General features: G+C 65.7%; 21 protein-coding genes. 12 read left to right on the top strand and 9 right to left on the bottom strand.

Features of this window, described 5'->3' with window-relative positions; genetic code table 11:
- Nucleotides 1–246 precede the first annotated feature (246 nt).
- Both recA and alaS read left to right on the top strand, forming a co-directional pair.
- Nucleotides 247–1,311, top strand: a complete 1,065-nt coding sequence (recA, locus tag ACP69S_RS01495; protein WP_419251958.1) for a recombinase RecA — start codon at nt 247–249, stop codon at nt 1,309–1,311.
- A gap of 1,080 nt (nt 1,312–2,391) precedes the next feature.
- Nucleotides 2,392–5,040 carry an alanine--tRNA ligase gene (alaS, locus tag ACP69S_RS01490; RefSeq protein WP_425994159.1) on the top strand — a complete coding sequence of 883 codons (2,649 nt, stop codon included), beginning with the start codon at nt 2,392–2,394 and terminating at the stop codon, nt 5,038–5,040.
- Here alaS and ACP69S_RS01485 read toward each other — a convergent pair.
- The 5 genes from ACP69S_RS01485 to ACP69S_RS01465 all read right to left on the bottom strand — a co-directional run bounded on the left by ACP69S_RS01485 (nt 5,037) and on the right by ACP69S_RS01465 (nt 8,980).
- Nucleotides 5,037–5,414 (bottom strand): VOC family protein, encoded by a 378-nt coding sequence (locus ACP69S_RS01485; protein ID WP_425994157.1) that lies wholly within the window; start codon nt 5,412–5,414, stop codon nt 5,037–5,039. The two genes, alaS and ACP69S_RS01485, sit on opposite strands and share 4 nt — an antisense overlap.
- Nucleotides 5,415–5,478: 64 nt before the next feature.
- The gene (locus tag ACP69S_RS01480) at nt 5,479–6,423 is read right to left on the bottom strand and encodes an AEC family transporter (protein ID WP_425994156.1); all 945 of its coding nucleotides are present in this window, start codon (nt 6,421–6,423) and stop codon (nt 5,479–5,481) included.
- 37 nt (nt 6,424–6,460) lie between these two features.
- Complete coding sequence (locus tag ACP69S_RS01475; RefSeq protein ID WP_425994154.1) at nt 6,461–8,038, bottom strand: esterase-like activity of phytase family protein; 1,578 nt, start codon at nt 8,036–8,038, stop codon at nt 6,461–6,463.
- 80 nt (nt 8,039–8,118) lie between these two features.
- Nucleotides 8,119–8,691 (bottom strand): DUF2939 domain-containing protein, encoded by a 573-nt coding sequence (locus tag ACP69S_RS01470; protein ID WP_425994152.1) that lies wholly within the window; start codon nt 8,689–8,691, stop codon nt 8,119–8,121.
- 31 nt (nt 8,692–8,722) lie between these two features.
- Entirely contained in the window at nt 8,723–8,980 is a 258-nt protein-coding gene (locus tag ACP69S_RS01465) for a hypothetical protein (RefSeq protein ID WP_425994150.1), read from the bottom strand.
- A gap of 686 nt (nt 8,981–9,666) precedes the next feature.
- On the opposite strand from ACP69S_RS01465, the gene ACP69S_RS01460 reads away from it, so the two are divergent.
- The 4 genes from ACP69S_RS01460 (at nt 9,667) to ACP69S_RS01445 (ending at nt 11,159) form a co-directional block, all read left to right on the top strand.
- The gene (locus tag ACP69S_RS01460; RefSeq protein WP_425994148.1) at nt 9,667–10,305 is read left to right on the top strand and encodes an NIPSNAP family protein; all 639 of its coding nucleotides are present in this window, start codon (nt 9,667–9,669) and stop codon (nt 10,303–10,305) included.
- A gap of 217 nt (nt 10,306–10,522) precedes the next feature.
- On the top strand, nt 10,523–10,765 hold the full coding sequence (locus ACP69S_RS01455) for a DUF4160 domain-containing protein (protein ID WP_425994146.1): 243 nt from the start codon (nt 10,523–10,525) through the stop codon (nt 10,763–10,765).
- The gene (locus ACP69S_RS01450) at nt 10,740–10,994 is read left to right on the top strand and encodes a DUF2442 domain-containing protein (RefSeq protein ID WP_425994144.1); all 255 of its coding nucleotides are present in this window, start codon (nt 10,740–10,742) and stop codon (nt 10,992–10,994) included. Before ACP69S_RS01455 ends, ACP69S_RS01450 begins: the two co-directional genes overlap by 26 nt.
- A 21-nt stretch (nt 10,995–11,015) precedes the next feature.
- Nucleotides 11,016–11,159 (top strand): hypothetical protein, encoded by a 144-nt coding sequence (locus ACP69S_RS01445; protein ID WP_425994142.1) that lies wholly within the window; start codon nt 11,016–11,018, stop codon nt 11,157–11,159.
- Nucleotides 11,160–11,163: 4 nt separating this feature from the next.
- On the opposite strand, the gene ACP69S_RS01440 is transcribed toward ACP69S_RS01445, so the two are convergent.
- From ACP69S_RS01440 to ACP69S_RS01430, 3 genes are all read right to left on the bottom strand, one after another.
- Nucleotides 11,164–11,874 carry a hypothetical protein gene (locus ACP69S_RS01440; protein ID WP_425994140.1) on the bottom strand — a complete coding sequence of 237 codons (711 nt, stop codon included), beginning with the start codon at nt 11,872–11,874 and terminating at the stop codon, nt 11,164–11,166.
- Nucleotides 11,875–12,230: 356 nt separating this feature from the next.
- Nucleotides 12,231–15,548: an amidohydrolase family protein gene (locus ACP69S_RS01435; RefSeq protein WP_425994139.1), complete on the bottom strand. Its 3,318-nt coding sequence runs from the start codon at nt 15,546–15,548 to the stop codon at nt 12,231–12,233.
- Between the two features lie 107 nt (nt 15,549–15,655).
- Nucleotides 15,656–16,870: an NADP-dependent isocitrate dehydrogenase gene (locus ACP69S_RS01430; protein WP_425994137.1), complete on the bottom strand. Its 1,215-nt coding sequence runs from the start codon at nt 16,868–16,870 to the stop codon at nt 15,656–15,658.
- 235 nt (nt 16,871–17,105) lie between these two features.
- Here ACP69S_RS01430 and ACP69S_RS01425 point away from each other — a divergent pair, with 235 nt between their 5' ends.
- The 3 genes from ACP69S_RS01425 to ACP69S_RS01415 all read left to right on the top strand — a co-directional run bounded on the left by ACP69S_RS01425 (nt 17,106) and on the right by ACP69S_RS01415 (nt 20,871).
- Complete coding sequence (locus ACP69S_RS01425) at nt 17,106–19,595, top strand: ATP-binding protein (RefSeq protein WP_425994304.1); 2,490 nt, start codon at nt 17,106–17,108, stop codon at nt 19,593–19,595.
- A gap of 248 nt (nt 19,596–19,843) precedes the next feature.
- Nucleotides 19,844–20,314, top strand: coding sequence for a hypothetical protein (locus ACP69S_RS01420; RefSeq protein ID WP_425994135.1), 471 nt, complete (start codon nt 19,844–19,846; stop codon nt 20,312–20,314).
- Nucleotides 20,315–20,403: 89 nt separating this feature from the next.
- Nucleotides 20,404–20,871: a hypothetical protein gene (locus tag ACP69S_RS01415; RefSeq protein WP_425994133.1), complete on the top strand. Its 468-nt coding sequence runs from the start codon at nt 20,404–20,406 to the stop codon at nt 20,869–20,871.
- 275 nt (nt 20,872–21,146) lie between these two features.
- Here ACP69S_RS01415 and bla read toward each other — a convergent pair whose 3' ends face one another.
- On the bottom strand, nt 21,147–22,175 hold the full coding sequence (gene bla, locus ACP69S_RS01410; RefSeq protein WP_425994131.1) for a class A beta-lactamase: 1,029 nt from the start codon (nt 22,173–22,175) through the stop codon (nt 21,147–21,149).
- 93 nt (nt 22,176–22,268) lie between these two features.
- Between bla and ACP69S_RS01405 the strand changes: the two genes are divergently transcribed.
- The 3 genes from ACP69S_RS01405 to ACP69S_RS01395 all read left to right on the top strand — a co-directional run bounded on the left by ACP69S_RS01405 (nt 22,269) and on the right by ACP69S_RS01395 (nt 25,487).
- Nucleotides 22,269–23,078, top strand: coding sequence for an RNA methyltransferase (locus ACP69S_RS01405; RefSeq protein WP_425994130.1), 810 nt, complete (start codon nt 22,269–22,271; stop codon nt 23,076–23,078).
- 32 nt (nt 23,079–23,110) lie between these two features.
- Complete coding sequence (locus ACP69S_RS01400; RefSeq protein ID WP_425994128.1) at nt 23,111–24,109, top strand: cupin-like domain-containing protein; 999 nt, start codon at nt 23,111–23,113, stop codon at nt 24,107–24,109.
- Between the two features lie 97 nt (nt 24,110–24,206).
- On the top strand, nt 24,207–25,487 hold the full coding sequence (locus ACP69S_RS01395; RefSeq protein ID WP_425994126.1) for a DUF1254 domain-containing protein: 1,281 nt from the start codon (nt 24,207–24,209) through the stop codon (nt 25,485–25,487).
- Nucleotides 25,488–25,621: the final 134 nt, after the last annotated feature.

Here is a 25,621-nt window from a genome sequence, read left to right as displayed (position 1 = left end):
ATTCCCCTATACGACCGAAACCGTCGCACGGGGGTCTTAAGGACGTGTTTCTGCGAACGAAAAAGACGCGCGGCCACGGCCGGCGTCCTGTTCGGAAAGAATGGAACACCAAACGCCTGTCGAAAAGAACATCTTGCGAACACAGAACAAAGCCGGTACGACTTTGAGTGTTCTCCGATCGATGGGCGCGCGTAACGCGAAGCCCGGCTTGGCCGGGTGGAATCATGAAATAAGGGCGCATCTCCAATGAACCAGGCGGCTTTGAAACTCGTGGGCAAGGAAGACGGCGACAAGCAGCGCGCGCTCGAAGCGGCGCTCGCTCAGATCGATCGGGCGTTCGGCAAGGGCTCGGTGATGAAGTTGGGCGAAAAGGGCAAGGTCGAGATGGAGTCGGTCTCCACCGGCTCGCTCGGCCTGGATATCGCCCTTGGCATCGGCGGCCTGCCCAAGGGGCGGGTGATCGAGATCTATGGTCCGGAAAGCTCGGGCAAGACGACCCTGGCCCTGCACGTGGTGGCCGAGGTCCAGAAGGCTGGCGGCACCGCTGCCTTCGTCGACGCCGAACACGCGCTCGATCCGGGCTATGCCTTCAAGCTGGGCGTCAATCTCGACAACCTGCTGGTCTCTCAGCCTGACAACGGCGAACAGGCCCTGGAAATCACCGACACCCTGGTGCGTTCGGGCGCTGTCGACGTGGTCGTCATCGACTCGGTCGCAGCCCTGACGCCCAAGGCGGAAATCGAAGGCGAGATGGGCGACAGCTTGCCTGGCCTTCAGGCCCGCCTGATGAGCCAGGCCCTGCGCAAGCTGACCGGCTCGATCAACAAGACCAACACCATCGTCATCTTCATCAACCAGATCCGTCACAAGATCGGCGTGATGTACGGCAGCCCGGAAACTACCACGGGCGGCAACGCCCTGAAGTTCTACGCTTCGGTGCGCCTGGACATTCGCCGCACCGGCTCGGTGAAGAACCGCGACGAGATCATCGGCAACAATGTCCGCGTGAAGGTGGTCAAGAACAAGGTCGCCCCCCCGTTCCGCGAGGTCGAATTCGACATCATGTACGGCGAGGGCATTTCCAAGTTGGGCGAGATCATCGACCTAGGCGTCAAGGCCGGGGTCATCGACAAGGCCGGCTCGTGGTTCTCCTACAACAGCCAGCGCATCGGTCAGGGCCGCGACAACGTCCGCGAGTTCCTGAAAGCCAACAAGGATCTGGCCAACGAGATCGAGGCGGCCGTCCGCAAGTCTTCCCAGAAGATCGAGGAAGAGCTGCTGGTCGGCGGTCCCGAGGACGGCGACGAATAGGACCAGGAACGCTCGTGAAAAGGAGCGGCCCTACAGGTTTCGCGACCTTCGTTTAGCTCGGGCGCACCCCGCCAATACTTGACGCCCGTGGCTTCCCGCCACGAAGGCCGCGATCCCCCGGACGCCTGGACCCCAAACCAGGCGTCCGACTTCGTTTGGGGGGGGGCACAAACCCTCCCCCCAGCGGGGGAGGTGTCGGCGAAGCCGACGGAGGGGGAAGTGCTGCTGAGTTGGTGCGGTCTTCCCCCACCGGCCTGACGGCCGCCTCCCCCTTCAGGGAGAGGATCTTCGCGCTCTATCCTCTGCGGATAGGGAATGGAGTTGAGCGAAATCAATGACTTCGAATTTTCTCGCCCTTCTGTATCCCCCGCACCGAAACCTGATGGATACTGCTTCTTGTCCCCGTCGCAGGGGGAGGGCGCTTGGTACCGGCCTGATGCGGCGACGGGTGATGAAGCTGAGCGGGGCCGCGCGGTCACGCGGCGGGTACGATGGTGGTCTGTTCGTTGGATTGATCCGGGACCACCGGACCACTCGCAGGTGAGACAGCGCGGAATAAAGGAGGGCGGGGGTCAGAAGCCGCCTATCGCACATCGTCGGCGTCGAGACGGATAGCCGATCGACGAGATGCGCGCCCGTCCGGGGGTTAATTGGGAATCAGAGCTGAAACTCACGCTCGTGTGCCCCGATCCTCACGGTCAAGAACAGCTTGGCGAAGCGGACAGGTCGAACCGAAACGCACAAAACACATCACGGTCATCCGGGTTCGCCCCGGCCGCTTCGCGCCTCCCCACCCACTTGCAGCCAGTTTGGCGCGGGGCCGAAAAGCCGTGTCCACCAGACCCGCCCCCACCTGACCGCTTCGCGGTCGTCCGCCCCCGGAGGGGGCAGATGAGATCGTCTTCCCCCTCCGGGGGAGGAACGCCGCAGGCGCGGAGAGGGCTAGTGGTCAGTCAAGACTGTCCTTTGGAACGCACCAACGCGTCCCCACATCCAACTCGGTTTCCACTCCGCCGAAAACCGCGCTATGCAGCGCCAACCTCCGGACAGCCGGACTCTATCGAGATCCTAGAGACGCCCATGCCCAGCCTGAACGAGATCCGCGGAACCTTCCTCGACTATTTCGGCAAGGCCGACCACGCGATCACGCCGTCGGCGCCGCTGGTGCCGCAGAACGATCCGACCCTGCTGTTCGTCAATGCCGGCATGGTGCCGTTCAAGAACGCCTTCACCGGCGCCGAGACGCCGGCTTATCCGCGCGCGGTCAGCTCGCAAAAGTGCGTTCGCGCCGGCGGCAAGCACAACGACCTGGACAATGTCGGCTACACCGCCCGCCACCACACCTTCTTCGAGATGCTGGGCAATTTCTCGTTCGGCGACTATTTCAAGGAACAGGCGATCACCCACGCCTGGACCCTGCTGACCCGCGACTACGCCCTGCCCAAGGACAAGCTGCTGGTCACGGTCTATCACACCGACACCGAAGCCGCCGACCTGTGGAAGAAGATCGCCGGCCTGACCGACGACCGCATCATCCGCATCGCCACCAACGACAATTTCTGGTCGATGGGCGACACCGGTCCGTGCGGTCCGTGCTCGGAAATCTTCTTCGACCACGGCGCCCACATCGCTGGCGGCCCTCCGGGCAGCCCGGATGAGGATGGCGACCGGTTCATCGAGATCTGGAACCTGGTCTTCATGCAGTTCGAGCAGATGGCCGGTGGCGAGCGCCTGTCGCTGCCCAAGCCGTCCATCGACACCGGCATGGGCCTGGAACGCGTCGCCGCCGTCCTGCAGGGCGTGCACGACAACTATGACATCGACATCTTCAAGGCCCTGATCGCCGCCAGCGTCGAGCTGACCGGCGTCAAGGCCGAGGGCGCGCAAGCCCCGTCGCACCGGGTGATCGCCGACCACCTGCGCTCGTCCTCGTTCCTGCTCGCCGATGGCGTCACGCCGTCGAACGAAGGCCGCGGCTATGTCCTGCGCCGGATCATGCGCCGGGCCATGCGCCACGCCTATCTGCTGGGCGCCAATGAGCCCCTGATGCACCGTCTGGCTCCGACCCTGGTGGCCGAGATGGGCCAAGCCTATCCCGAACTGCGCCGCGCCGAGGCCTCCATCGTCGAAACCCTGCGCCAGGAGGAAGAGCGTTTCCGCATCACCCTGGGTCGGGGCATGGGCCTGCTCGACGAGGCCACCGCCAACCTGTCAGCCGGTGGCGTGCTGGATGGCGACGTCGCCTTCAAGCTCTACGACACCTACGGCTTCCCGCTGGACCTGACCCAGGACGCCGTGCGCGCCAAGGGCATCACGGTCGATACCGACGGTTTCGACGTGGCCATGGACAAGCAGCGCACCATGGCGCGCGCCAACTGGGCTGGTTCGGGTCAGACTGGCTCGGCTGCCGCCTGGTTCGCGATCAAGGAGCGAGCCGGCGCCACTGCGTTCGTCGGCTATGAGACCACCGAGACCACCGGGGTGGTGAAGGCCATCCTCATCGACGGCGCGGAGGTCGAAACCGCTTCAGATGGTCAGACCGTCGAGGTCTTGCTGGACCGCACCAGCTTCTATGCCGAGAGTGGCGGTCAGGCCGGTGACACCGGCGTCATCGAAGCCGGCGGTCGTGAGAGCCGCGTGCTCGACACCCAGAAGCAGGCCGGCGAGCTTTATGTGCACCGCGTCGAGCTGGCCGGCGACCTGAAGGTCGGCGACAGCGTCGTGGCCTCGGTCGACGCCGCCCGTCGCACCACCACCCGCTCCAACCACTCGGCTGCCCATCTCGTGCATGCCGCCCTGCACCATGTGCTGGGTCCGCACGTCGCCCAGAAGGGCCAGATGGTCGATGGCGAGCGCATGCGCTTCGACTTCAGCCACGGCGGCCCGCTGTCGCCCAACGAGATCGAGCGCATCGAAGCGGAGGTTAATGAGGTCATTCGCCAGAACGCCCTCGCCGAGACCAAGGAGATGGCGCCGCAGGAGGCCATCGAGGCCGGCGCCGTGGCGCTGTTTGGCGAAAAGTACGGCGACAGCGTCCGGGTGCTAACCTTGGGCAATTCGCTGACCGAGGCTGGCAAGTACTATTCGGTCGAGCTGTGCGGCGGCACCCACGTGGCCCGCACCGGCGACATCGCCCTGTTCAAGATCGTCTCCGAGCAGGGCGTCGCCGCTGGCATCCGTCGCATCGAGGCCCTGACCGGCGAGGCGGCCCGCCGCTTCCTGCTGGACCAGGCCGGCGTCGCCAAGGCCTTGGCCGACCAGTTCAAGACCCCGGTCAGCGAGGTCGTCGCCCGCGTCGACGCCCTGATCGCCGAGCGCAAGTCGCTGGAAAAGCAGCTGGCCGAGGCCAAGAAGCAGCTGGCCCTGGGCGGCGGTGGCGGCGCGGCCTCGGGTCCTGAAGACATCGCCGGCACCGCCCTGATCGCCAAGGTGCTGGACGGCGTCGGCGGCAAGGAACTGCGCGGCGTGGCCGAGGAGTTCAAGAAACAGCTGACCAACGGCGGCGTGGTGGCCTTGGTCGGGACTAGCGAGGGCAAGGCCGCTGTCACCGTGGCCGTCACCGCCGACCTTGCGGCCAAGTTCAGCGCCGCTGACCTCGCCAAGGTCGCTGTGCTGGCCATGGGCGGCCAAGGCGCGGGCGGCAAGGCCGACTTCGCCCAAGGCGGCGCGCCCGACGCATCCAAGGCCCAGGACGGCCTGGACGCCATCAAGGCGGCGCTCGCCGGCTAGCTCTTCAGGAACGCCGAGAGTTTGTTGCCGTCCGGGTCGCGGACATAGGCCAGGTAGTAGCCCTCGCCAAAGGTGGGGCGCGGGCCGGGTGGTCCCTCGCATGTACCGCCATTGGCCATGGCGGCGGCGTGGAAGGCATCGACCTGTTCCGTGGTCTGCGCTTTCAGCCCGACCATGATGCCGTTGCCGGCCTTGGCCGGTTGGCCGTTCTGGGGCGGGCAGATCATGACGGTGGCGTGCTCGGGGTCTGGACCGTAGCCGATCCAGTCGCCTTGCCGCCACTGCCGCGCGCTGCCCAGAGCGTGGAGCACTGCGTCGTAAAAGGTCCCGGACCGGTCGATGTCGCTGGCACCGATGGTGATGTAGCTGATCATGTCGATGTCCTCCGTGCAGCGAACCTAGTCAGACCAACGATGTTCGTCGAGAACGAGGCGGGAACTAGTTGACGCTGGATGTCAGCAGTATCGCGGCGCCGGACAGGGTCACGACTGCGGCGGCCGTGGTCAGGGCCACCGTTCGGGCCGCGCCTCGGGCGAAGACGCCCAGGGCGCGGGTCTGGATGAAGACGTTGACGGCCGTCGGCGTCGCCGCCAGCAGTGTGGCCCCCAGGCGGAAGGTGGGCGGAGCACCGACTAGACCCAAGCCGAACCAGGTCAAGACGGGCAGGACCAGCAGCTTGGCGACCGCCGCCGCCATAACAGGTCCGGAGCGGGGAGCGGCCTCGTCGTCGGTCCCGCGCAAAGCCAATGCCGCGCCCAGCGCCACCAGCGCTACCGGGCTTCCCGACATCGCCGCAGCGGCGACCGCGCGGTCCAGCACGCCGGGCAGGGCCAGGCCCATCAGCGCCATGCCCACGCCGATCAGCGAGGCGGCGACGATCGGGTTGGCAAGCGCTCGCGCCATCGATCCCGGGACGGAGCGCCCCGCCGCCCAGCCCAGCAAGGCGATGCCGGTCGCGGCCACGATCACGAAGTCTACCGCCACGAGGCCGGCGGCCAGACGGGCGGCCTCGGGGCCGAGCACGGCGGCGACGACGGGCAGGCCCAGAAATGCGCTGTTGCCCAGCCCGCCGGCCATGGCCGCGCCGGCCCGCTCCTCGCGCGTCCAGCCCAGGACGAGACCCAGGACCAGCAGTCCAGCCATCACCGCCAGCGCCGCTCCCGCGAAGGCCGCAAGTCCCCAGGCCAAGGTCGGTCCCGGCGTTCCGATCCGCGACAGGGAGTGGATCAGCAGGGCCGGAAAGCCGATCCAGAACACATAGGCTGACAGGCCACGCGACATGCCCTCGTCCAGCAGACGCAACCGGACCAGGACGACGCCAGCGCCGATCAGCAGGAAGAACGGCAGCACCCGCGACAGGACGCCGAACACAAGGTCGATCACGGGGCGCTGGCTCGCGGTTGGAGGACGCCCCGCTCTATCACCGGGCGGCGGGCGCCGACCAGCCCGGCAGGGTCAGGCGGTAGACCAGGATCAGGTTGTCGTTGTCGCCCGCAGGGCTTCCATCGGCCGCCTTGATCCCGGCGTCGAAGGTCGCGCCGCCGACCACACCCTGGCTGGTCTGGAAGTCGTTGTCCGAGCCGATGAACAGGAACGCATCGTTCGGCGCCTTGGGATCGAGGGCAGGAACCAGAGCCAGAGCCTCGAACTTTTCGGACAGGGTGAAGCCGTTGGTGGCGGCGTTGTCGAGGTTGAGGCCCAGGCGCGCCAGCTGTGTCGGGTTGATCAGATTGACCAGCTCGACCTGTTTGACCGGAACGATGCCCGCCTCGAGCACGCCGTTCGGCGCGATGGGCTTGGCCGAGGTCTCGTAGGGCGTTCCGGCGATGTTGGTGGCGCCGGTCGTGTCGATCAGCAGCACGCTGCGATAGACCGCCGGACGGGTCGCGCCGCCGCCGCGGCCGTTGCCGTCGCGGGCCAGCACCAGGAACTGGCGGTCGCTCAGCGCCAGGATCTCGGACTGGGCCGCGGTCTTGTCCGGCGCGGCGCCGTCGCCCTTGTTGCGGAACACCGGCAGCTGGACGACGTATTCGGCGACCGGCGCGGCCGGGGTCGCGGACTTGCTGATGTCATAGAGAAACAGCCGGGTATTGGCCCGCGTGTGATCGGTATCCTTGGCCGAGGCGGCGTCCTGCACCGTCGCGCTTTGCAGCAGGGCCGCAAGGCGCTTGCCGTTCGGCGTGATGCTGACGCCCTCGATACCCTGATTGTTGCGGCGGCCGGTTTCCGGAGCCTTGGCCCCTGTCAGCATCGGCGCGCCGGCGTTCATCGGCGCCACGGCGGCGACGGGCGCGATCACGCCTTTCAGCGCCCCGGCCTTGTCGAAGCGATAGATGGCCGCCGCATATTCGTCGGAGACGTAGAAGCCGCCATCGGCCGTCATGGCCAGGCCCTCGCTGTCCAGGCTGGTGCGGCCGGCGGCCTTGGGCTCGGAGGGGTCCAGGCCGGTGAAGGTCTGGCCCTTGGCGTCCTTCAGCAGCTGGCCGCCGGCCGGGGTCAGCACGACCTGATCGGGCGCCGCCACCGCTGTCCCGGCATGGGGCGCGAAGGTGAAGTCGAACCGGTGCAGACGGTTGGCGTAGTCCGAGGTACCGACGATCGTGCCCACCCCGTTGGGGCCACGGTCGGGCAGGGTGGTCAGGCGTCCGGTGTAGGTCCCGTCGGCCAGACGTCGCCAGCCGGTGATCGCCATAGCCGAGAACGAGCCCAGGGTGTCGCCGTGGAAGTCATGGAGCGAAGCCGACAGCCGGCCGGCCCCGACCAGGCCGTGATTGACCAGCTTCACGCCGCCGAACTCGACCGTGACCGGCCCTTCGACCGTGCTGACATTGGGCCGCGACCAAGCCGTCGGCTGGGCGAGGGCGGCCGTTGACAGAGCCAGCAGCGAAACAGCGGCCACGAGGGGCAGGCGGGCCAAGAGGGGCAGGCGGGCCAAGAGGGGCAGGCGGGCCAAGAGGGGCAGGCGGGCCAAGAGGGGCAGGCGGGGAAGGCGGGTCATGGGCGCGGCGCTCCGGGAAAGGTTCCCAGCGCGGTTAGCAGTCTTGCTTGACGCTTCGGTGACAGCACCGGCTTCGGCCCCTAGCGATCCTCGCGCGGCAGCTTGATATGCACCAGCTTCCAGGTGAACAGCGCCCGTCGCTGGAAGGTGAACACCGTTACCCGCACGGGATCGCCGGGCCGCTTCATCGCCACTCGCACCCGGTTGGGATCCCAGTAGGCGATGGTCGGATAAGGGCCCTGGACGGCGGCCTTAAGCTTGCCGGAGGCCGTCTCGGGCCGGGCCGGCCCGGCCGGCGCCGCGCCGGGCGCATAGCCCCGGGTCAGGGCCGAGATCCCGGCTATGGTCAGGAAGCGGTCGACCTTGGGCTCGGGCGGCGCCATCGGCTCGATGGCGCGGCGCATGGCGCCCAGCGGATTGCGCCAGATCGAGGGCGGCTCGGCCGCGGCCACGGGCACGTCCTCGTTCAGCTGGCCGGTCAGGCTGCGGCGCACGGCCGGGAAGTCGATCAGCTCGCCGATGGCCTGCACGTCCTCGTACTGGGCCGCCGCCTTCAGGGCCCGGAACGCGAACCACGGCGCCGAGGCGAAAGCCGCCGCGAACACGAAAATGGCCAGGACGATCAGGTCCCAGATCCGCTTCTGCAAACTCATGGCAGTCCTTGAGCGAGAGGGGCCGAAAAGGTTAACGCGGCATAGAAGGGGTATTCGCCGTCTCGTCGCAAGGGTCTTCGCGCGAGGCGGGACCGGAAGGTCGATCCCGGAACGGAGGCCCGGCCGTCTCGTCCGCGTCGTCCTGGACACGCTTGCGCTCCAGCAGGCCGGCGAGGCCGCCAATCTTCGCCAACAGGCGCGCGTCGAGCCAGGCCCTGTCGCGGTCGCGGCGGCGGTTCGAGCGGCACGCCCTCGTGCAGATCGGACGGGCGGGGCGGGGATGAGGCATGGGCTTGTTCCATCGCTAGAGCCCTTTCCGACCTGATGGCTTCATCAGGGTTGGGCGAAAAAGGCAATAAATCAAAAGTTTAGAGCATTTTTTGATCCGATAACCGTTTCATACTTATCGGAAAATGCTCTTGACGGGACGCACGGCTTCGCCGCCCCGCGCTGTCGCTGCGAAGATCGGGGGAGGGTTGCGGGGCGCCGGGCGACGCCCGGATGAAGGAATAGAATTACCGTTTCGACGAAGCTCGGACGCCCCGCGCGGTCGTTATCCGTCAGCGTCCCGTCGGGTGGCCCTGTTCGGGCCTTACCGGGACCCGCTTCCCCCGGTTTCCCGGGCGAAACGGCGGTCGAGGCGGGCGAGCCAGAAGGCTAAGTCACACCCGTTTATCCTCGTCCACGCCGACGGCGGGCGGGCCTGGCCAGCAACCAGGTCCCGGACCGCCCGAGTATCCCCCTCGGACCTGTCCCCGCTCGACCACACCCCAAGGCCGCGAAGGTCGCTGGCCGCGCGCCCTCCCCATCGCCTTGAGATGAAGACAGTATACGGCGGCGTCGATCCCGGAGGAGTTGGGGCGATCCCGGTCAGGGATTTCAAACGGTTAGGCGCGGGAAGCGGTGGGGATACAGCGCCTGCTGACAGGTTTCGGCCCTCCGGCGCGCTAAGCCGTGTCCAGCTGAGGAGCCGCCATGTCCGTCCCAAGCCCCGCCCCCAACTCCACAGTCGTCGAGCTTCGCCAGTACACCCTGCATCCGGGCCGGCGCGACACCCTGATCGCTCTGTTCGAGCGCGAATTCGTCGAGAGTCAGGAGGCGGCGGGCATCACCCTGATCGGCCTGTTCCGCGATCTGGACGATCCCGACCGCTTCGTCTGGCTGCGCGGCTTTGCCGACATGGAACAGCGCCGTCAGGCCTTGACCGCCTTCTATGACGGCCCTGTCTGGGCGGCCCATTGCGAGGCCGCCAATGCGACCATGATCGACAGCGACGACGTCCTGCTGCTGCAGCCGCACGGCTCGCCCCGGCCGGGCGGCAAGCCGTGGGCCGGCGGCGACCGCCTGCTGACCCTCACCGTCCAGGCCCTCGACACCGCGCTAGACCCGCCCGCCCTCGACCACGACGGCGCCGAGATCCTCGCCGCCTGGGTCACCAATCCGGCGGAAAACACCTTCCCCCGCCTGCCGGTTCGCGAGGGCGAGCGGGTGCTGGTCTGGATGACGGCCTATGCGGACGAGGCGGCCCTGGCGGCGGTCGCGGCCGGGGTTTCGGACGCGGGGGTGATGCAGAGGCTGCGGCTGGCTCCCACGGCGCGGTCACGGGTTCGGTGAAGTTGGAGCACCCTTCTCCCCTTGCGGGAGAAGGTGGCCCGCGCCAGCGGGTCGGATGAGGGGATGAAAGTCCTGTCCGCCGCGACGGACGGATCGTCGGGATGAGGCGCCACCCGCGCGACCCCTCATCCGGCGCTTCGCGCCACCTTCTCCCGCAAGGGGAGAAGGGAAGCCCAGTGGTATTGACGCGTTAAATCTACCACTGGTAGAATTATCCGTGCCTACAATCCTGCGCATCAACGGTTATCGGTTCTACTTCTACAGCCATGAACCGAACGAGCCGCCACACGTCCATGTGGATAAGGGCGAAGCGTCCTTGAAGGCGTGGCTTGCGCCCGTGGCCTTGGCGCGGAACCTCGGCTACCGGGCGCATGAGTTGAATGTTATCCTGACCTTGGTGCGCGAGCACAGGGTCACCCTCGTGGAGGCAAGGCATGAGCATTTTGGCGACGGCCGCTGACGAGCGCGTGCGCGACGTTCGGTGCGATGATGAGCGACTGGTGGTCGAACTCATGGACGGCCGCAGCATCGCCGCGCCTCTGGCCTGGTATCCGCGCCTTCTGGCGGCCACGCCGGCTCAGCGCGCGAATTGGGAAATCGCGGGCGGCGGTTACGGCGTTCATTGGCCAGAACTGGACGAGGACCTCAGCACCGAAGGGCTGCTGCGCGGGGCTCCGGCGGTGGGGTGATCGACTTTCGAGAAGGTTGGGATGGAAACGCGGCCCTTTGGCCCGGCGGAATATCTCGACAGCGAGGAGGTTATTGCCGCTTATCTCGCTGACGCGCGTGCCGACGGCGCCGAGGAACTCATCGACGCGGTCGAGGTCGAGCTTCACTCCGGTCGACCCGCGTGACTTCTCAATCCGTCATCTTTGCTACCTCTGGAAGTGTGGCCCGTATCGTGGCCTTCAATCTGTTGGATGCATCATTCAAATCAGCTGGATCCCAGATGATTGTGACTAGGTGGCTAGTATCAAAATGCACAGGCTCACTATCCCAGCGAGCCTTCTTGCATGTGTAGATCACAGGCTTTCCAAGACCCTCCGCAAACCCGGCCTCCCAGTATGCACCCCTGTTGTCATGCGTCAGGTCCGCCAGCACGAAGCGACAGGTGCGAATGGCGACGCGCAACTGATCGTCAATGCAGCCGGCCCCCTGCCCATCGGTTAGAAGGTTCAGCTTGAAGCCTGTGGAAGCGACTGCAGGCTTGAAACAGTCCGCTATAACCCGATTGAGTTCGGGGTCACCGAACTGCATCGCCATGAAGGCCACTTCCGAAGGGGGCTCTTCGCGCTTCAGCTCATTGTAAGCTGCCCACCCATCCCAAGTCAGACGATAGTATCGCCCATCTCCCGCTGGCTGCGCGACGACCAAACGATTTAGTTGATCCTGATCTAGTAGCCACTTCAGGCCAACAGCTGGATTGTCTTCCGAGAGGCCCGCCCCGATCCAAGCGCTCATGAATAAATCGTCTACTGGAACTTGATGCGCACCAGTTGGGAGCCTGTCCCCCACATATCGAATTAGATCGCTGGCCTGCTGTATGGGTTGCGGAAGCGGATCGTTCAAGCCCCACTGCTCTAGGTCATCTAGGGGCACACCAACGTGTGCGCCATCCCGCTCCATGCGTCGAACTTTATGACTAAGATTAGCGCGCCTAATCCCTTCATTGCCGGACTGGGCAAGCTGATCATGAAGTGGCCTGGCCCGACCATCCTTCGAGGGAATGATTTGCCAGCGCCCACATCGGCGGCAGCCGCTAACATGCAGCACATTATCCGGCTCACTCAGCAACGGCACATGGCAGATCATGCACTTAGTCATTTGCGCTCTTTCTCAAGCGTGCGGCGAAGTGATGGAAAGAATTATCCACTAATATTCAATGCTACTGCAATCTGCTGTAATGCCGCCTTTAATAATCTCCCCTAGTCCCTATCGTGACTATGGCTCTCCGTCGCCGCCGCCTCCACGCTCAGCGCCTCGCCATCCCCGCTCTGGAACCAGAACGGCGGGCGTTCGGGTTTGCCGGCTTCGTTCATCTTGCCGTCGAACACCCGGCCGTTGGCGATGGTGTAGGCGATGGTCGCGGTGTTGCGGATGTCGGTCAGGGGGTTGGCGTCGAACACCACCAGGTCGGCCAGTTTGCCGGGCTCCAGCGAGCCCAGGTCCTTGTCCATGCCCAGGGCGCGGGCGCCGTTGATCGTGCCGGTTCGCAGGGCTTCCATCGGGGTCATGCCGCCCTGGACGAAACTCCATAGCTCCCAGTGCGCGCCCAGGCCCTCGCGCTGGCCGTGGGCCCCGATCTGCACCGAGACGCCAAGGCGGCTCAGGCGCGTGGCCTCGCGGGCCACGGCGATGTGGTTCAGCTCATTGTCCGGGGTCAGGACCGGCCGGCGGGCGCGATTGTCGAGCAGGCGGCGCGGGACGTACTGCTGCAGGCGCGGATCGTCCCAGACCTTGGTGGCCTGGTACCAGTAATTGTCGCCGGCATTGCCGCCGAAGGCCACGACCAGGGTCGGGGTGTAGCCGACCTTGGTTTGCGGCCACAGCTGCAGCACGTCGGCATACAGACGATCCAGCGGGACCGAGTGCTCGATGGTGGTGTGGCCGTCGACGATCATCGACATGTTGGCCTGATACAGCGAGCCGCCCTCGGGCACGACCATCAGGCCCAGCTGGTTGGCGGCCTCGATGATCTGCTGGCGCTGGTCGCGGCGAGGCTGGTTGTAGCTCTTCACGCTCCAGGCCCCGACCGCCTTCATGCGGCGCAGGTTCGAGAGGGCGTCGTCCAGGCTGTCGACCTTGGCGGTGAAAGGGGTGGCGGCGCCGTACAGGATCGCGCCGGTCGAGAAGATGCGCGGGCCGACCACCTCGCCGGCCCGCTGCAGTTCCGAGTGGGCGAAGATCTCGCTGGTGTCGTTGGACGGGTCGTGGATCGTGGTGACGCCGAAGGCCAGGGCGGCGTAGTTCACCCAGCTGCGCTGCGGGATGATCTCGTCGGAGCCCATCGAGCCGTGCCAGTGGGCGTCGATCAGGCCGGGCGCGATGGTCTTGCCGGTCATGTCCATGACCCTGGCGTCGGCCGGCGGGGTGACCGAGCCCTTGGGGCCGATGGCGACGATGCGATTGCCGTCCAGCACCACGACGCCGTCCTCGATGACCTCGTCACCCTTCATGGTGATCAGGCGGGCCCCGGTCAGGGCCAGCTTGCCGGTCGGCTTGAAGGCGGCCTGCTTGAAGCCCAGATCGATCCCGGTCTCGGCGGGCTTGGGAAGTTCGGCGGGGGCGCCTTCGACGAAGCTGAAGCTGTCCTTCAGGTCCCGGCTGAAGAGCTGCGGACCCAGGGCCCAGTTCAGGGTGGCGCTGTCGCCCGACCAGTGGATCCAGTCGCCGGCGTCGCGGGTGACCTTGGTCTGGGGCAGGGCCTTGCCGTCGGTGGCGACGCTGACCGGACGGCCGGTTTTTGTGAAGGGCGCGACATAGGCGTTGAAGCGCTCGGTCCAGGCGATCCAGGCCTCGTTGGGCGACACGGCGAACTCGGCGGCGAATTCCGAGGTCAGGTGGGTGCGGGGCTCGTGGCCGTTCAGGTCGACGGACTTCAGGGCGGCCAGCTTGTCCTGGCGGCCGGTCAGGTAGACGCGGTCGTTGGCGGCCCCGAACTGTGGCGCGGTCCCCTTGTCGGTGATCAAAGTGGCTTCGCCGCCGGCGGTCGGCACGCGGTACAGGCCCGGGTCGCGGGTCCACAGGGTGCTGAGCAGCACGCCGTCGGTCGAGGCGCGGTAGACGATGGTCTTGCCGTCCGGCGAGAACACCGGCTCGACGAAGCGGCCGGGGTTCTTGTTGACCTTGCGGCCCTCGCCGCCGGTCGCCGGGATCACCCGGATCGAGCCCAGGTCCTCGTCGTCCCAGGTGGTGTAGACGATCGACTTTCCGTCGCGCGACCAGGCCGGATAGAGCTCGAAATGGTCGCTCTGTTTGGTCAGGCGACGCGGCGCGCCGCTCGGCAGGTCGCGGATCCACAGATTGCCCAGAGCCTCGAACACCACCTTCTTGCCGTCGGGCGAGGTGCGGGCCCAGCGGATCATCTTCACATCGAAGCTGTCGGGGGCCACATCGACCGGGAAGCGCACGGCCTCGCGGGCCTTGCGGGTGTCGGCGACGTGGAAGGGGATGTCGGACACCGCGTGGGACTTGGCGTCGACTTTACGGATCTTGCCGCCGGCCCAGACCACCAGAGAGCCGCCGTCGGGCGTCCAGCTGATCGCCGGATAGACGCCGTGGATGGCCCAGGTCTCCTGCATGTCGCGGTCGAGGGCGTCATAGACCCTGGTCTCGCGGCCCGAGGCGATGTCCATCACATAGAGCACCGACTGGAACCGGACGCGGCGGATGAAGGCCAGCGACTTGCCGTCGGGCGAGGGGGTGGGGCGGATCGCGCCGCCGGGGCCGCCCAGAAACTTCTTCACCTCGCCGCTGTCGCGGTCCAGGCGCTGGATGGCGTAGATCTCGGTATTGGGGTCCTTGCTGTAGGCAAACACCTGGCCTTCGGTGACGTCGTCGCTGAAATACAGATAGCGGCCGTCGGGCGAGAAGGCCGGCTCGCCGGTGTCCTTCTGCTGGGTGCGGCGCTCGGTCAGCTGCACGCCATTGCCGCCGGAGCGGTGATAGAGCCACATCTCGCCGGCCCCCAGCGAGCGGCCCGAGGTGAAGTGCTTGCGGCCGACGATGAACTGGCCGTCGGGCGTCCAGTCGGGCTGGGACAGCAGGCGGAAGCTCTCGCTGGAGACGGCCTTGGTATTGCTCCCGTCGCGATCCATCACCCAGATATTGTCGCCGCCGCCCCGGTCGGAGGTGAAGGCGATCTGCTTGCCGTCGGGCGAGTATTTCGGCTGCATGTCCCAGGAAATGCCGCTGGCGATGTTCCTGGCCTCGCCACCGGTGATGGGCAGGACGTAGAGGTCGCCCATCAGGTCGAAGACGATCTCCTTGCCGTCGGGGCTGACGTCCAGCGACATCCACGAGCCTTCGGTGACGTCGAGCTTGAGGTCTTTGGTGTAGCCGGCCGGCGGGTTGCGCACGTCCCACTTGGGCTTTTCGGGCTTGGCGTCGGTCTTGGCGTCGGTCTGGCCTTCGGTCTTGGCGTCGGCCCGGGCGGCCGCTTCGGGCGCGGGGACGGGCGTCTGGGCCAGGGCTGGAGCGGAGAAAACCAGAAAGGCCGCAGTGGCCAGCAACGCACGCTTCATGTCTTGATTCTCCACTCGATCGCGGTGGAGCTTAGCGAAGCGCGGACCAAAGAAAACGCCCCCCGGTTTCCCGAGGGGCGCTGTTGGTCTTCGAAGGGTTTGAAGCCTTAGACGGCCATGGCCAGCTTCAGGTTCTCGTCGATCTTGTCGAGGAAGCCTTCGGTGGTCAGCCACGACTGCTTGTCGCCGACCAGCAGGGCCAGGTCCTTGGTCATGAAGCCGCTTTCGACCGTGTCGACGCAGACCTTCTCAAGGGTAAGAGCAAAGCTCGCCAGTTCGGCGTTGTTGTCCAGCTTGGCGCGGTGGGCCAGGCCACGCGTCCAGGCGAAGATCGAGGCGATCGAGTTGGTCGAGGTGCTCTGGCCCTTCTGATGCTGGCGATAGTGGCGGGTCACGGTGCCGTGGGCGGCTTCGGCTTCCACCGTCTTGCCGTCCGGGGTCATCAGCACCGAAGTCATCAGGCCCAGCGAGCCGAAGCCTTGCGCCACGATGTCGGACTGCACGTCGCCGTCGTAGTTCTTGCAGGCCCAGACATAGCCGCCCGACCACTTGATGGCCGAGGCCACCATGTCGTCGATCAGGCGGTGCTCGTAGTGGATGCCCTTGGCCTTGAACTGCTCGGCGTAGTGGGCGTCAAAGATCTCCTGGAAGATGTCCTTGAAGCGACCGTCATAGTATTTGAGGATCGTGTTCTTGGTCGACAGATAGACCGGATAGTTGCGGTTCAAACCGTAGGCGAACGAGGCGTGCGCGAAATCGCGGATCGAGTCGTCGAGGTTGTACATGCCCATGGCCACACCGGCGCCCGGGGCCTTGAACACTTCGTGCTCGATGGTCTCGCCGTCTTCGCCGACGAACTTGATCGACAGCGTGCCCTTGCCGGGGAACAGGAAGTCGGTGGCCTTGTACTGGTCGCCGAAGGCGTGACGGCCGACGATGATCGGCTGGGTCCAGCCGGGCACCAGACGCGGCACGTTCTGGCAGATGATCGGCTCGCGGAAGATCACGCCGCCCAGGATGTTGCGGATCGTGCCGTTGGGCGACTTCCACATCTTCTTGAGCTTGAATTCCTCGACCCGTTGTTCGTCGGGGGTGATGGTGGCGCACTTGACGGCGACGCCATGCTTCTTGGTGGCCTCGGCGGCGTCGATCGTCACCTGATCGTTGGTCGCGTCGCGGTTCTCGACCGACAGGTCGTAATAGTCCAGGTCGAGGTCCAGATAGGGGAAGATCAGCTTATCCTTGATAAGCTTCCAGATGATCCGGGTCATTTCATCGCCGTCCATGTCGACGACGGGGTTGGCGACTTTGATCTTGGCCATTGCGGGGTCTTCCTCTCGCGGTGGCGCGCCTGAGGCAATCTGGCGCACAGGACCAGATCGCGGCGCGGACGCGCTGCCTATAGACTGTTGCGCGTGAAGGGAAAAGCCGAACGGTGGAATGGGGCTTTTTCTTCAGGCGATATTGGGCTTGGCCGACTTTGATGGATGATCAGGGTCTCCGCCAGGAGACCGAGGGACCGAACAGGGCGTGCGAAGCCTTCTGCCCAAGACCCAGATGACCTCGCCGCTGGCGCGTCGCCTGCTGGCGATCGTCGCAGTATTGTCGATCGCCGTCACCGGCGTGGCGACGGCGGTCGCCTTTGTGTTCGTGCAGCACAGCGCCGCCGACACCCAGATGCGGCATCTGGTTGAATATGTCGGCGAGCGTGTGGAGACCGAGGATCGCCTGTTTTCCGATCTGGTCAAGGTTCACGACGCCGCCAGCCAGGCCCTGATCAAGCGCCTGGAAAGCCGTGATGCTTCCGACGCCCTGAGCGAGTTCGACCGCCTGTACCTGGATCATGGCGATGGCACTCGTCGCACCGACCCCACGCTTTACGACGGCGGGCGTACAGGGCCCCATTATGTCTACGGCATCGGCGGCTACCTGCCGAAGGCCGAGCTGATGAGCCAGGCCGAAAAGGCGTTGTTCGTCTCGGCCATGGAGGTGGTGGCCAATACCGGCGAGACCGAAGTTCACCACTACGACAATTTCTATTTCTTCACGCCAAAGACCCAGCTGGTGATGTTTGGGCCCAAGCGGGCGGACAGGCTGCTCTATTATCGCCGCGATGCACCGCCCAACTTGGATATCTCCAAGGAAGAGATGGCCCAGATTACCCTGCCTGAGAATAATCCCGGCCAGGTGATGAAATGCACCAAGCTGCGCCGGCTGATTTCCGACCCCAGTGGGCGCGGTCTGAACGCGGCCTGCATCACGCCCTTCTATCACAAGGGCCAGTACATGGGCTCGTGGGGCACCACCCTGTCGCTGGACTCCTACCTGCTGCGCGCCGTGGCCAAGGCCCTGCCGGGCGGAACCAACATGATCGTCTCGGATGACGGCGAACTGATCGCCTCGCCCGGCTTGGCCCAAAAGGGCGTGATCGATGCCGCACGGCTGCGGGAGGTCGAGACTCGCAACCGCGTCGGCGAGGTGATCACCCAGATCAAGGCGGCCGGCCGCAACGTCGGCGCCCTCCGTGACAAGCGGGGAGACCGGGTTATCGCCTATGGTCGACTGAAGGAGCCCAATTGGTGGTTCCTGATGACCTTCCCCTCGGGCGACGTGGTCTGGTCGTCGATCAAGACCGCCTCGTGGGTGCTGCTGTTTGGCGTGCTGGGCGTGGTGGTCCAGGTGATGCTGCTCTATCGCGTGGTCAGCCGCGAGGTGGCCTGGCCGCTGGGCGTTCTGGCCCAGTCCCGGCGCTCCGGCGACGGCAAGGATGCCCTGGAGGTCGAGAACCGTCAGGATGAGATCGGCGCCCTGGCCCGCACCCTGCGCCAGCAGCGCGAGGGCAATGAAGATCTGCTCCGCTCGCTTGAGGACCGCGTCGCCGAACGCACGGCCGAGCTGGAGCGCGCCAATCAGGCCAAGTCGCTGTTCCTGGCCAATATGAGCCACGAGCTGCGTACGCCGCTGAACGGCGTGATCGCCATCGGCGGCCGTCTGGCCGAAGAAGAAGATCCCAAGGTCCGCCGCGATCTGGCCGCTCTGGTCACCTCGTCCGGCCGCCTGCTGGAACAGGTGCTGGGCGATATTCTGGACGTCTCCAAGATCGAGGCCGGCGAGTTCCAGCTGACGCCCGCGCCCTTCGACCTCGAGCGTCTGGTGCGCGGCATGGCCGAACTGCACGCCGTCGCCGCCAAGGCCAAGGGTCTGGATTTTTCCTGGTCCGTCGCGCCCGGCGTGGCGGGCGGCTATCTGGGCGACGGCGGGCGTATCAGCCAGATCCTCTCCAACCTGCTGGCCAATGCGGTCAAGTTCACGGCCAAGGGGTCGATCTCTCTGCACGTCGAAGGCCGTGACGAGCAGCTGGTCTTCACGGTGGCAGACACCGGGGTGGGCTTTGACGATGCGGTGCGCGAGCGGCTGTTCAAGCGCTTCGTCCAGGCCGACCAGTCGATCACTCGCCAGTTCGGCGGCACGGGCCTTGGCCTGTCGATCTCGGCCGCCCTGGCTGAGATGATGGGCGGCCGGATCGATGCGCGGGCTGTGGTCGGTTTCGGAGCCACCTTCGCGGTCGAACTTCCGCTGCCCCGCTGCGAGGGCGAGCTGGTCGATGCGCGCCGGGAACCCGAGGACGAGATCTCTCTTGAAGGCCTGCGCGTGCTGGTCGCCGAGGACCATCCGACCAATCGCAAGGTTGTCGAGGTGGTGCTGGAGCCGTTTGGCGTCGATCTGACCATGGTCGAGGACGGCAAGGCGGCCCTGGCGGCCGTCGAGAGCCAGGTTTTCGACGCGATCCTGATGGACATGCAGATGCCGTTCATGGACGGCCTGACCGCCACCCGCGCGATCCGCGCACGCGAGGCGGCGCTAGGCCTGCCGCCGGTGCTGATCATCATGCTGACCGCCAACGCCATGGAAGAGCACGTCGCCTCGGCCAAGGCGGCGGGCGCCGACCTGCACCTGGCCAAGCCGCTGCATCCGGTGATGCTGCTGGAGGCGCTTGCCGCCGTGCGAACTGGCGGTCTGGCTGATGCGGCCAGCGCTGCGGTGTAGGGGGCGATCGTTTACTCAGCGACGGGCAGACAAGAGTCTGCTTTCGACCCATTGCAGACATTCAGCTATCAAGACACCTTAGGTTTATGAAACTCGCTGAAACTTCTCTTGCCGTTGAAGCCCGGCGAAGGTTCGTGCCCAGCGCGTCACTCTCAGTGTGCCGCCGCGCGGCCAATATAGGCGCACTGGTTTGTGCGACTGCCGGGCTCCAGCTTGCCGGGTGTGCACCCGCCCCCAACGGAGCGGACATGGCGCGTATCACGCTTGAACGTGCTGAGTTTTATTACTGCGATACGAGATGCAGTTCCTTCACCCTTCACCTACGCATCCAAAATCAAAGCGACGAGACGCTCTGCGTACCCGACTTATTTCTCACCGAACGAGCATCCGAATTTCTTTATTTTAAAGTCGCCGGAGGTCAAGAATACCAGCAATCCACCAATTCCGGTTCCCCGTCGGAAGCGGTTGAAAAAGGTGGGCAATTCTTGGCTAGAGCATACCAGTCGGGGTCAAACTATATACTGGCACCGCGAGAACGGCGCGATATTGAGATTTATACCGGCGATAACTTTGATGTTCCCAATGCTGATGGCCAGATAAACACTTATGTTGAATATTTTCCATGCATTCCCGATGACCATGGCAATATTGCGCTAAAGCGTGCCGATATGAAAGCGCCCGTAAAACGACTGCCGCAGAAGATGACGCTGTCGCGCTAGTTAGAATTTCTGCGTGTCCGCTCCCGCCCCTAGCGGACTTTCACCGTACGCGCTTTGCGGCGGCTCTAGGCTCCGGTAACCTTTCGAACATGGAATATTTTAGCCGTGCATGGGCCTTGGGCGACCTGTCGGATGAGGAATCTGACAGGGTTGAGGAACTATACAGGGAATACATTGGGTCTCTGGACCCTGATGGGCACGTGCGACGGTTCGCAACCACTATCAACCTGCACGATGCCTATGTGGATCGCCTGAGCTATTCCGATGGAGCCTTATCCCTACGTTTGCTGACAGGCGACATGCAGCGCGGCTATTGGCACACACTCATTCGCTATAGCGGCGGCAATATCGTCCAGGGTCGTGATGCGCTTGAGCAAGCGATGGCCGTGAGGCCGACGGAAATTTGGTACGGCGAGTTCTCGTCCGCCCCGCCTCGAATGGTTCACCGGTTCCTCTTGGTAAAAGCCAACACCAGCGAGGACCGAGGTGAGGTCCATGTCGAGTTTGAAGGATTTTCGTTCAGCGAAACCCAAGCCGCCGGACGCAGTCTGGGGTAAGATTAGTCGAGGTCTGCTCTCCACCCATTGCCGAATATCAAAAGGTCCGCTTTCGGGCAGCCCTCCACCAGATCCCCGTTATCCCGCGACTTGTTCGCGGGACCCATTTGTCCGCCTCAGGTGAAGAGGGGGCGGTCCACCGAGGCGCGCCGCTGGCGCCACTGTACGGGTTGAACGATGGGTCCCGCGAACCAGTCGCGGGATGATGGGCTTGGTGAATGCAGGGCGAAGCGGGCAATCGCCCCGGACGTTCCGGAAAGTCGCCGGCCAAAAGCCTAGCCTTCGGCCGCCTTCAACACGATCCGTCCCACATCCGCGATCACCGCGTCCCGCGCTTCGTCCGACGCTGTCGAGCCGCTGAGGAACACGACCACGGCGAACTGGCGGCCGTCCTTCAGCTTATAGATCCCGATGTCGTTGCTGGCCGGGGTCATGCCCAGGTCGGTGCGCGCGCTGCCGGTCTTGTGGGCCAGGCTGGCGCCTTCGGGCAGGGCGGCCTTGAGGCGACCCTGTCCGGTCGTCGTCGCCGTCATGATCCCCAGCAAGCGCTCCGTCGACGCCTTGGAGACCAGTTCGCCCGCCCGCAAAGCGGCCAGGAACCGCACGGCGGCGACCGGGGTGGCCGTGTCGCGCTGATCGGCCAGATAATCGGCCATGGCCTTGCGGCGCGTCGCTTCCGGCACCGCCAGCAGGACAGGCTTGTAGGCCTGGCCCCGCCAGCCGGCGCGGAACGAGGCCATGCCGGAGATTTCGGGTTGCAGCTGCCGCTCATAGCGGTCGATCTGGAAGTCGCGGATATTCTTCTGGTTCAGCCAGGCGGTGAGGGCGCCCGGCCCGCCGATCCTTTTCATCAGAACGTCGGCGGCGGTGTTGTCGCTGGCGCCGCTGGCCAGCTCCAGAAGTTCGGCGATGGTGTAGTCGGCCCGCCCCGGCCAAGCCTCGGCAACAGGGCTGAAGGGCGGCGACAGGTCGATGTCGCGAATGGTGACGACCTCGTCCAGACGGATCCGCCCCTTGTCGACCTCGGCCAGGACGGCCGCGCCCAACGGGGCCTTGAACACGCTCTGCAGCGGAAACCGGTTCTCGCCATTGAAGGCTACGGTCTGGCCGGTTTGAGCGTCGCGCACGGCGATGCCCAGCAGCCCCGGCGCGGCGCGGTCGGCCAAAGCCTGGAATTGCGTGGTCAGATCCTTGTTGTCGAACACCGGCTCCAGCTGCCCCAGCATCGGCGTCGTTTCCTTGCATCCGACGGTCAGGACGCCAGCGAAGACGGGGGCGGAAAGCAGGAAGGCGCGACGATGCATGGACCTGTCTCACACGGGCGAACACGGCCGTAAACGCGTATCCCGCGGGTTGGGGACTTGCATCTGAACGCACGGCGGCGGCAAAGGGACGCCATGAGCCAGTCTTTTGCCCCGCCCTGCGTGATCCTCAACGAACCTCAGATGGCCGAGAACATCGGCGCGGTCGCCCGTGTGATGGCCAATTTCGGTCTGTCTGACCTTCGCCTGGTGCGGCCGCGCGACGGCTGGCCTCAGGAACGCGCCTGGCCGTCGGCCTCCGGCGCCGACTGGCCGCTGAACAACGCCAAGGTGTTCGACACTTTGGAAGAGGCCATCGCCGACCTGAAGCTGGTGTTCGCCACCACCGCCCGTCCGCGCGAGACCCGCCTGCCGGTATTGACCCCCCGCGAAGCCGCCGCCCAGTTGTCGGACGATGTTGCCCAGGGCCGCGCGGTCGGCCTGCTGTTCGGCGGTGAACGGGCCGGGCTGGAGACCCAAGACATCGCCCTGTGCCAGGGGATCGTCAGCATTCCCATCGACGAGCGGTTCCGGTCGCTGAACCTGGCCCAGGCCGTGTCGATCAACGCCTACGAATGGAAGATGACGATCGACGATCGTCCGTGGGTGAAGTTCGAACAGAACGTCGAAGATCCCGCCGACCAGTCGTCGTTGCTGGGCCTCTATGGCCAGCTGGAAGACGAGCTGGAAAAGGCCGGCTTCTATCACCCGCCGGAAAAGAAGCCCTCGATGGTCCGCAACCTGCGTGTCCCGCTGGCCCGCGCCCGATTGACCGAGCAGGAGGTCCGCACCTTCCGGGGCGTGATCACCGCGCTGTCGCGAGGCCGGGGCAGGGTGCTGGCCAAGCTGGCGGCCAGGGCGGTCAAGGACGAGCCAAAGAGCGAGAGGTCAGACCAAGGGTCTTGACGCAACACCCGCCAGAGTCGAAGGCCAAGGTCATGACCCTTCGTGAGATGACCGCGGTCGACGCCGACGAATTCCACGGGACGATCGTGCCGGCGGCGCAGCCGGTGATCTTTCGGGGGCTGGTCTCCGACTGGCCCGCCGTCCAGGCCGGGGCGCAAAGCGACGAGGCCCTGTTCGCGCACCTGTCGGGCTTCGACCAGCAACAGTCGGTGACCACCCTGGTCGGCGATCCGGAGGCAGGCGGTCGGTTTTTCTACAATGCCGATCTCAGCGGCTTCAATTTCCGCAGCGGCGGGGCGCGGCTGAGCAAGAGCTTCGAGTTCCTGCTGGCCAATCGGGACGAGCCCAGGCCCGCCAGCCTGGCCGTACAGTCTGTGGCCACCAACACCCATCTGCCGGGTTTCGGCCAGGCCAATCCGTCCAGCCTGCTCGACCCCTCCGTCGAGCCCCGGCTGTGGATCGGCAACCGCGCGATTATCGCCGCTCATCATGATCCTTACGAGAACCTGGCCTGCGTCGTGGCGGGCCGGCGGCGTTTCACCCTGTTCCCGCCGAGCAGCGTGGGCGACCTCTATATCGGCCCGTTCGAACTGACGCCGGGCGGCCCGACGATCAGCATGGTGTCGTTCGACGATCCCGACCTCGAACGCTATCCCCGGTTCGCCCAGGCGATGGAAGCCTCGCTCGTCGCCGAGCTGGAGCCGGGTGACGCGCTCTACATCCCCTATCTCTGGTGGCACCATGTGCGCTCGCTGGCGCCGGTGAATGTGCTGGCCAATTACTGGTGGACGCCGCCCGCTGAGGAGCGGGGCGCGCCGCACGATGCTTTCCTGCACGCGGTGCTGGCGCTGCGCGCCTTGCCCGACCCGCACCGGGCCGCCTGGAAGACGCTCTTCGACCACTATGTGTTCGGGGAGCCCGAGGCGGCGACCGGACATCTGCCCGCCGGGCGCCAGGGCATATTGGGTGAGTTGACGCCCGAGGAGGCCCAGCGGCTGCGCAAGCTGCTGAGCCAGCAGATCCTTTCCTAGCGGACGGTCGGGCTTCCAGCGCTTGCGCGCGCAAAAGCCGAGACAGGCAGGCGCGCAGAGGGCTAACCTTCCTCGAGCAATCGTTGGGGGAAACATCATGAACCGTCGGGAACTGCTGGCTTTCGCCAGCGCGCTAGGTCTGGCGCCCTCGCTGGCGAGCGCTCAGGACGCCGATCCGGCGGCTGCCGCCCGCGACGCCTGGCTGTACGCCCTGCCGCTGATCGAAATGGCCACCACCCGGGCGCGGGTCCTCTCGGCGCCCGGCGCGGCGATCAACGTCCTGCGCCACGACCGCGAGCTGACCGACCACACCAAACGCTGGGTGACCACGCCCAACAACGACACCCTCTATTCCTCGGCCTTCGTCGACCTGACCCAGGGAGCGGTGATCCTGACCATCCCCGCGACCGGGACCCGCTACTACTCCGTCGCCGTCATGGACATGTTCACCAACAACAACGTCGTGCTGGGCCTGCGCACCGTGGGCGGGCAGGGCGGGACCTTCACCCTGGTCGGGCCGGGCCAGGCCGCGACGGGCATGAACCCCACCCGCATCGCCACCAGCTATGCCTGGGTGCTGATCCGCACCCTGGTCAATGACGACGCCGATCTGCCCGCCGCCCACGCGGTGCAGGACGGTTTTTCGCTGAAGGGACCCGAGGCCGGCGCGCCGCCGGTCTTCGCCGCGCGCGACGCCGCGCCCGCCGCCTATTTCGCCGCCGCCCGCCAGCTGCTGGCCGCCGATCCGGCCCCGCCCACCGACCTTCGCATCCTGCGCCGGACGGCCTCCTTCCTGGGCGCGGGTCCGTTCGACGCCGCCGCCGCCGCCAAGGGCGTCGAGACGGCGCGGATGATCCCCATTCTCGCCAAGGGACGGCAGACCTTCATCAATGGGTGGAGTTATCCGCGCGCCAATATGGGCGACTACGGCCAGGACTACCTCTACCGCGCCATCGTCGCCGTGCAGGGCCTGGGCGCCCTGCCAACGGCCGAGGCCCTGTACATGAAGGCCGCGGGCGACGACGGCACAGGGCTCTATAAGGGCGACGGCCTCTATCGCCTGACCCTGCCGAAGGACCTGCCGATCGACAGCTTCTGGTCGCTGTCGATGTACGAGGCCACGGCCGACGGGCAGTTCTTCTTCACCGACAATCCCATCAAGCGCTACGCCATAGGCGACCGCACCAAGGGGCTGAAGCGCAACACCGACGGGACACTGGACATCTGGATCGGCCGGACCGACCCCGGCGGCGAGCGCAGCGCCAACTGGTTGCCGGCCCCCAAGGCTGGACCGTTCTCCCTGACTCTGCGCACCTATCTGCCGCGCGCCGAGCTGCTTGGCGGCCAGTTCCGCTTCGCGCCAATCAAGAAGGCCTAGAGCATTTTCCGATAAGTGTGAAACGGTTATCGGATCGAAAAATGCTCTAAACTTTTGATTTAATGCCCTTTTTGCCCGAACCTGATGAAGCCATCAGGTCGGAAAGGGCTCTAGGGCGCTGTCCAGGGGGGCTC

Source organism: Caulobacter sp. DWR1-3-2b1, from assembly GCF_049895765.1.
Taxonomy (GTDB): Bacteria; Pseudomonadota; Alphaproteobacteria; order Caulobacterales; family Caulobacteraceae; genus Caulobacter.
Note: the sequence above shows the minus strand (reverse complement) of the source record. Positions and strands in the feature narration are given on the sequence as shown.

Excerpts from the sequence above, each read along its gene's own strand:
- recA (WP_419251958.1), top strand. The coding sequence starts at position 247 with ATGAACCAGGCGGCTTTGAAACTCGTGGGCAAGGAAGACGGCGACAAG.
- alaS (WP_425994159.1), top strand. The coding sequence starts at position 2,392 with ATGCCCAGCCTGAACGAGATCCGCGGAACCTTCCTCGACTATTTCGGC.
- ACP69S_RS01485 (WP_425994157.1), bottom strand. The coding sequence starts at position 5,414 with ATGATCAGCTACATCACCATCGGTGCCAGCGACATCGACCGGTCCGGG.
- ACP69S_RS01475 (WP_425994154.1), bottom strand. The coding sequence starts at position 8,038 with ATGACCCGCCTTCCCCGCCTGCCCCTCTTGGCCCGCCTGCCCCTCTTG.
- ACP69S_RS01470 (WP_425994152.1), bottom strand. The coding sequence starts at position 8,691 with ATGAGTTTGCAGAAGCGGATCTGGGACCTGATCGTCCTGGCCATTTTC.
- ACP69S_RS01465 (WP_425994150.1), bottom strand. The coding sequence starts at position 8,980 with ATGCCTCATCCCCGCCCCGCCCGTCCGATCTGCACGAGGGCGTGCCGC.
- ACP69S_RS01460 (WP_425994148.1), top strand. The coding sequence starts at position 9,667 with ATGTCCGTCCCAAGCCCCGCCCCCAACTCCACAGTCGTCGAGCTTCGC.
- ACP69S_RS01450 (WP_425994144.1), top strand. The coding sequence starts at position 10,740 with ATGAGCATTTTGGCGACGGCCGCTGACGAGCGCGTGCGCGACGTTCGG.
- ACP69S_RS01445 (WP_425994142.1), top strand. The coding sequence starts at position 11,016 with ATGGAAACGCGGCCCTTTGGCCCGGCGGAATATCTCGACAGCGAGGAG.
- ACP69S_RS01435 (WP_425994139.1), bottom strand. The coding sequence starts at position 15,548 with ATGAAGCGTGCGTTGCTGGCCACTGCGGCCTTTCTGGTTTTCTCCGCT.
- ACP69S_RS01430 (WP_425994137.1), bottom strand. The coding sequence starts at position 16,870 with ATGGCCAAGATCAAAGTCGCCAACCCCGTCGTCGACATGGACGGCGAT.
- ACP69S_RS01425 (WP_425994304.1), top strand. The coding sequence starts at position 17,106 with ATGACCTCGCCGCTGGCGCGTCGCCTGCTGGCGATCGTCGCAGTATTG.
- ACP69S_RS01420 (WP_425994135.1), top strand. The coding sequence starts at position 19,844 with ATGGCGCGTATCACGCTTGAACGTGCTGAGTTTTATTACTGCGATACG.
- ACP69S_RS01415 (WP_425994133.1), top strand. The coding sequence starts at position 20,404 with ATGGAATATTTTAGCCGTGCATGGGCCTTGGGCGACCTGTCGGATGAG.
- bla (WP_425994131.1), bottom strand. The coding sequence starts at position 22,175 with ATGCATCGTCGCGCCTTCCTGCTTTCCGCCCCCGTCTTCGCTGGCGTC.
- ACP69S_RS01405 (WP_425994130.1), top strand. The coding sequence starts at position 22,269 with ATGAGCCAGTCTTTTGCCCCGCCCTGCGTGATCCTCAACGAACCTCAG.
- ACP69S_RS01400 (WP_425994128.1), top strand. The coding sequence starts at position 23,111 with ATGACCCTTCGTGAGATGACCGCGGTCGACGCCGACGAATTCCACGGG.
- ACP69S_RS01395 (WP_425994126.1), top strand. The coding sequence starts at position 24,207 with ATGAACCGTCGGGAACTGCTGGCTTTCGCCAGCGCGCTAGGTCTGGCG.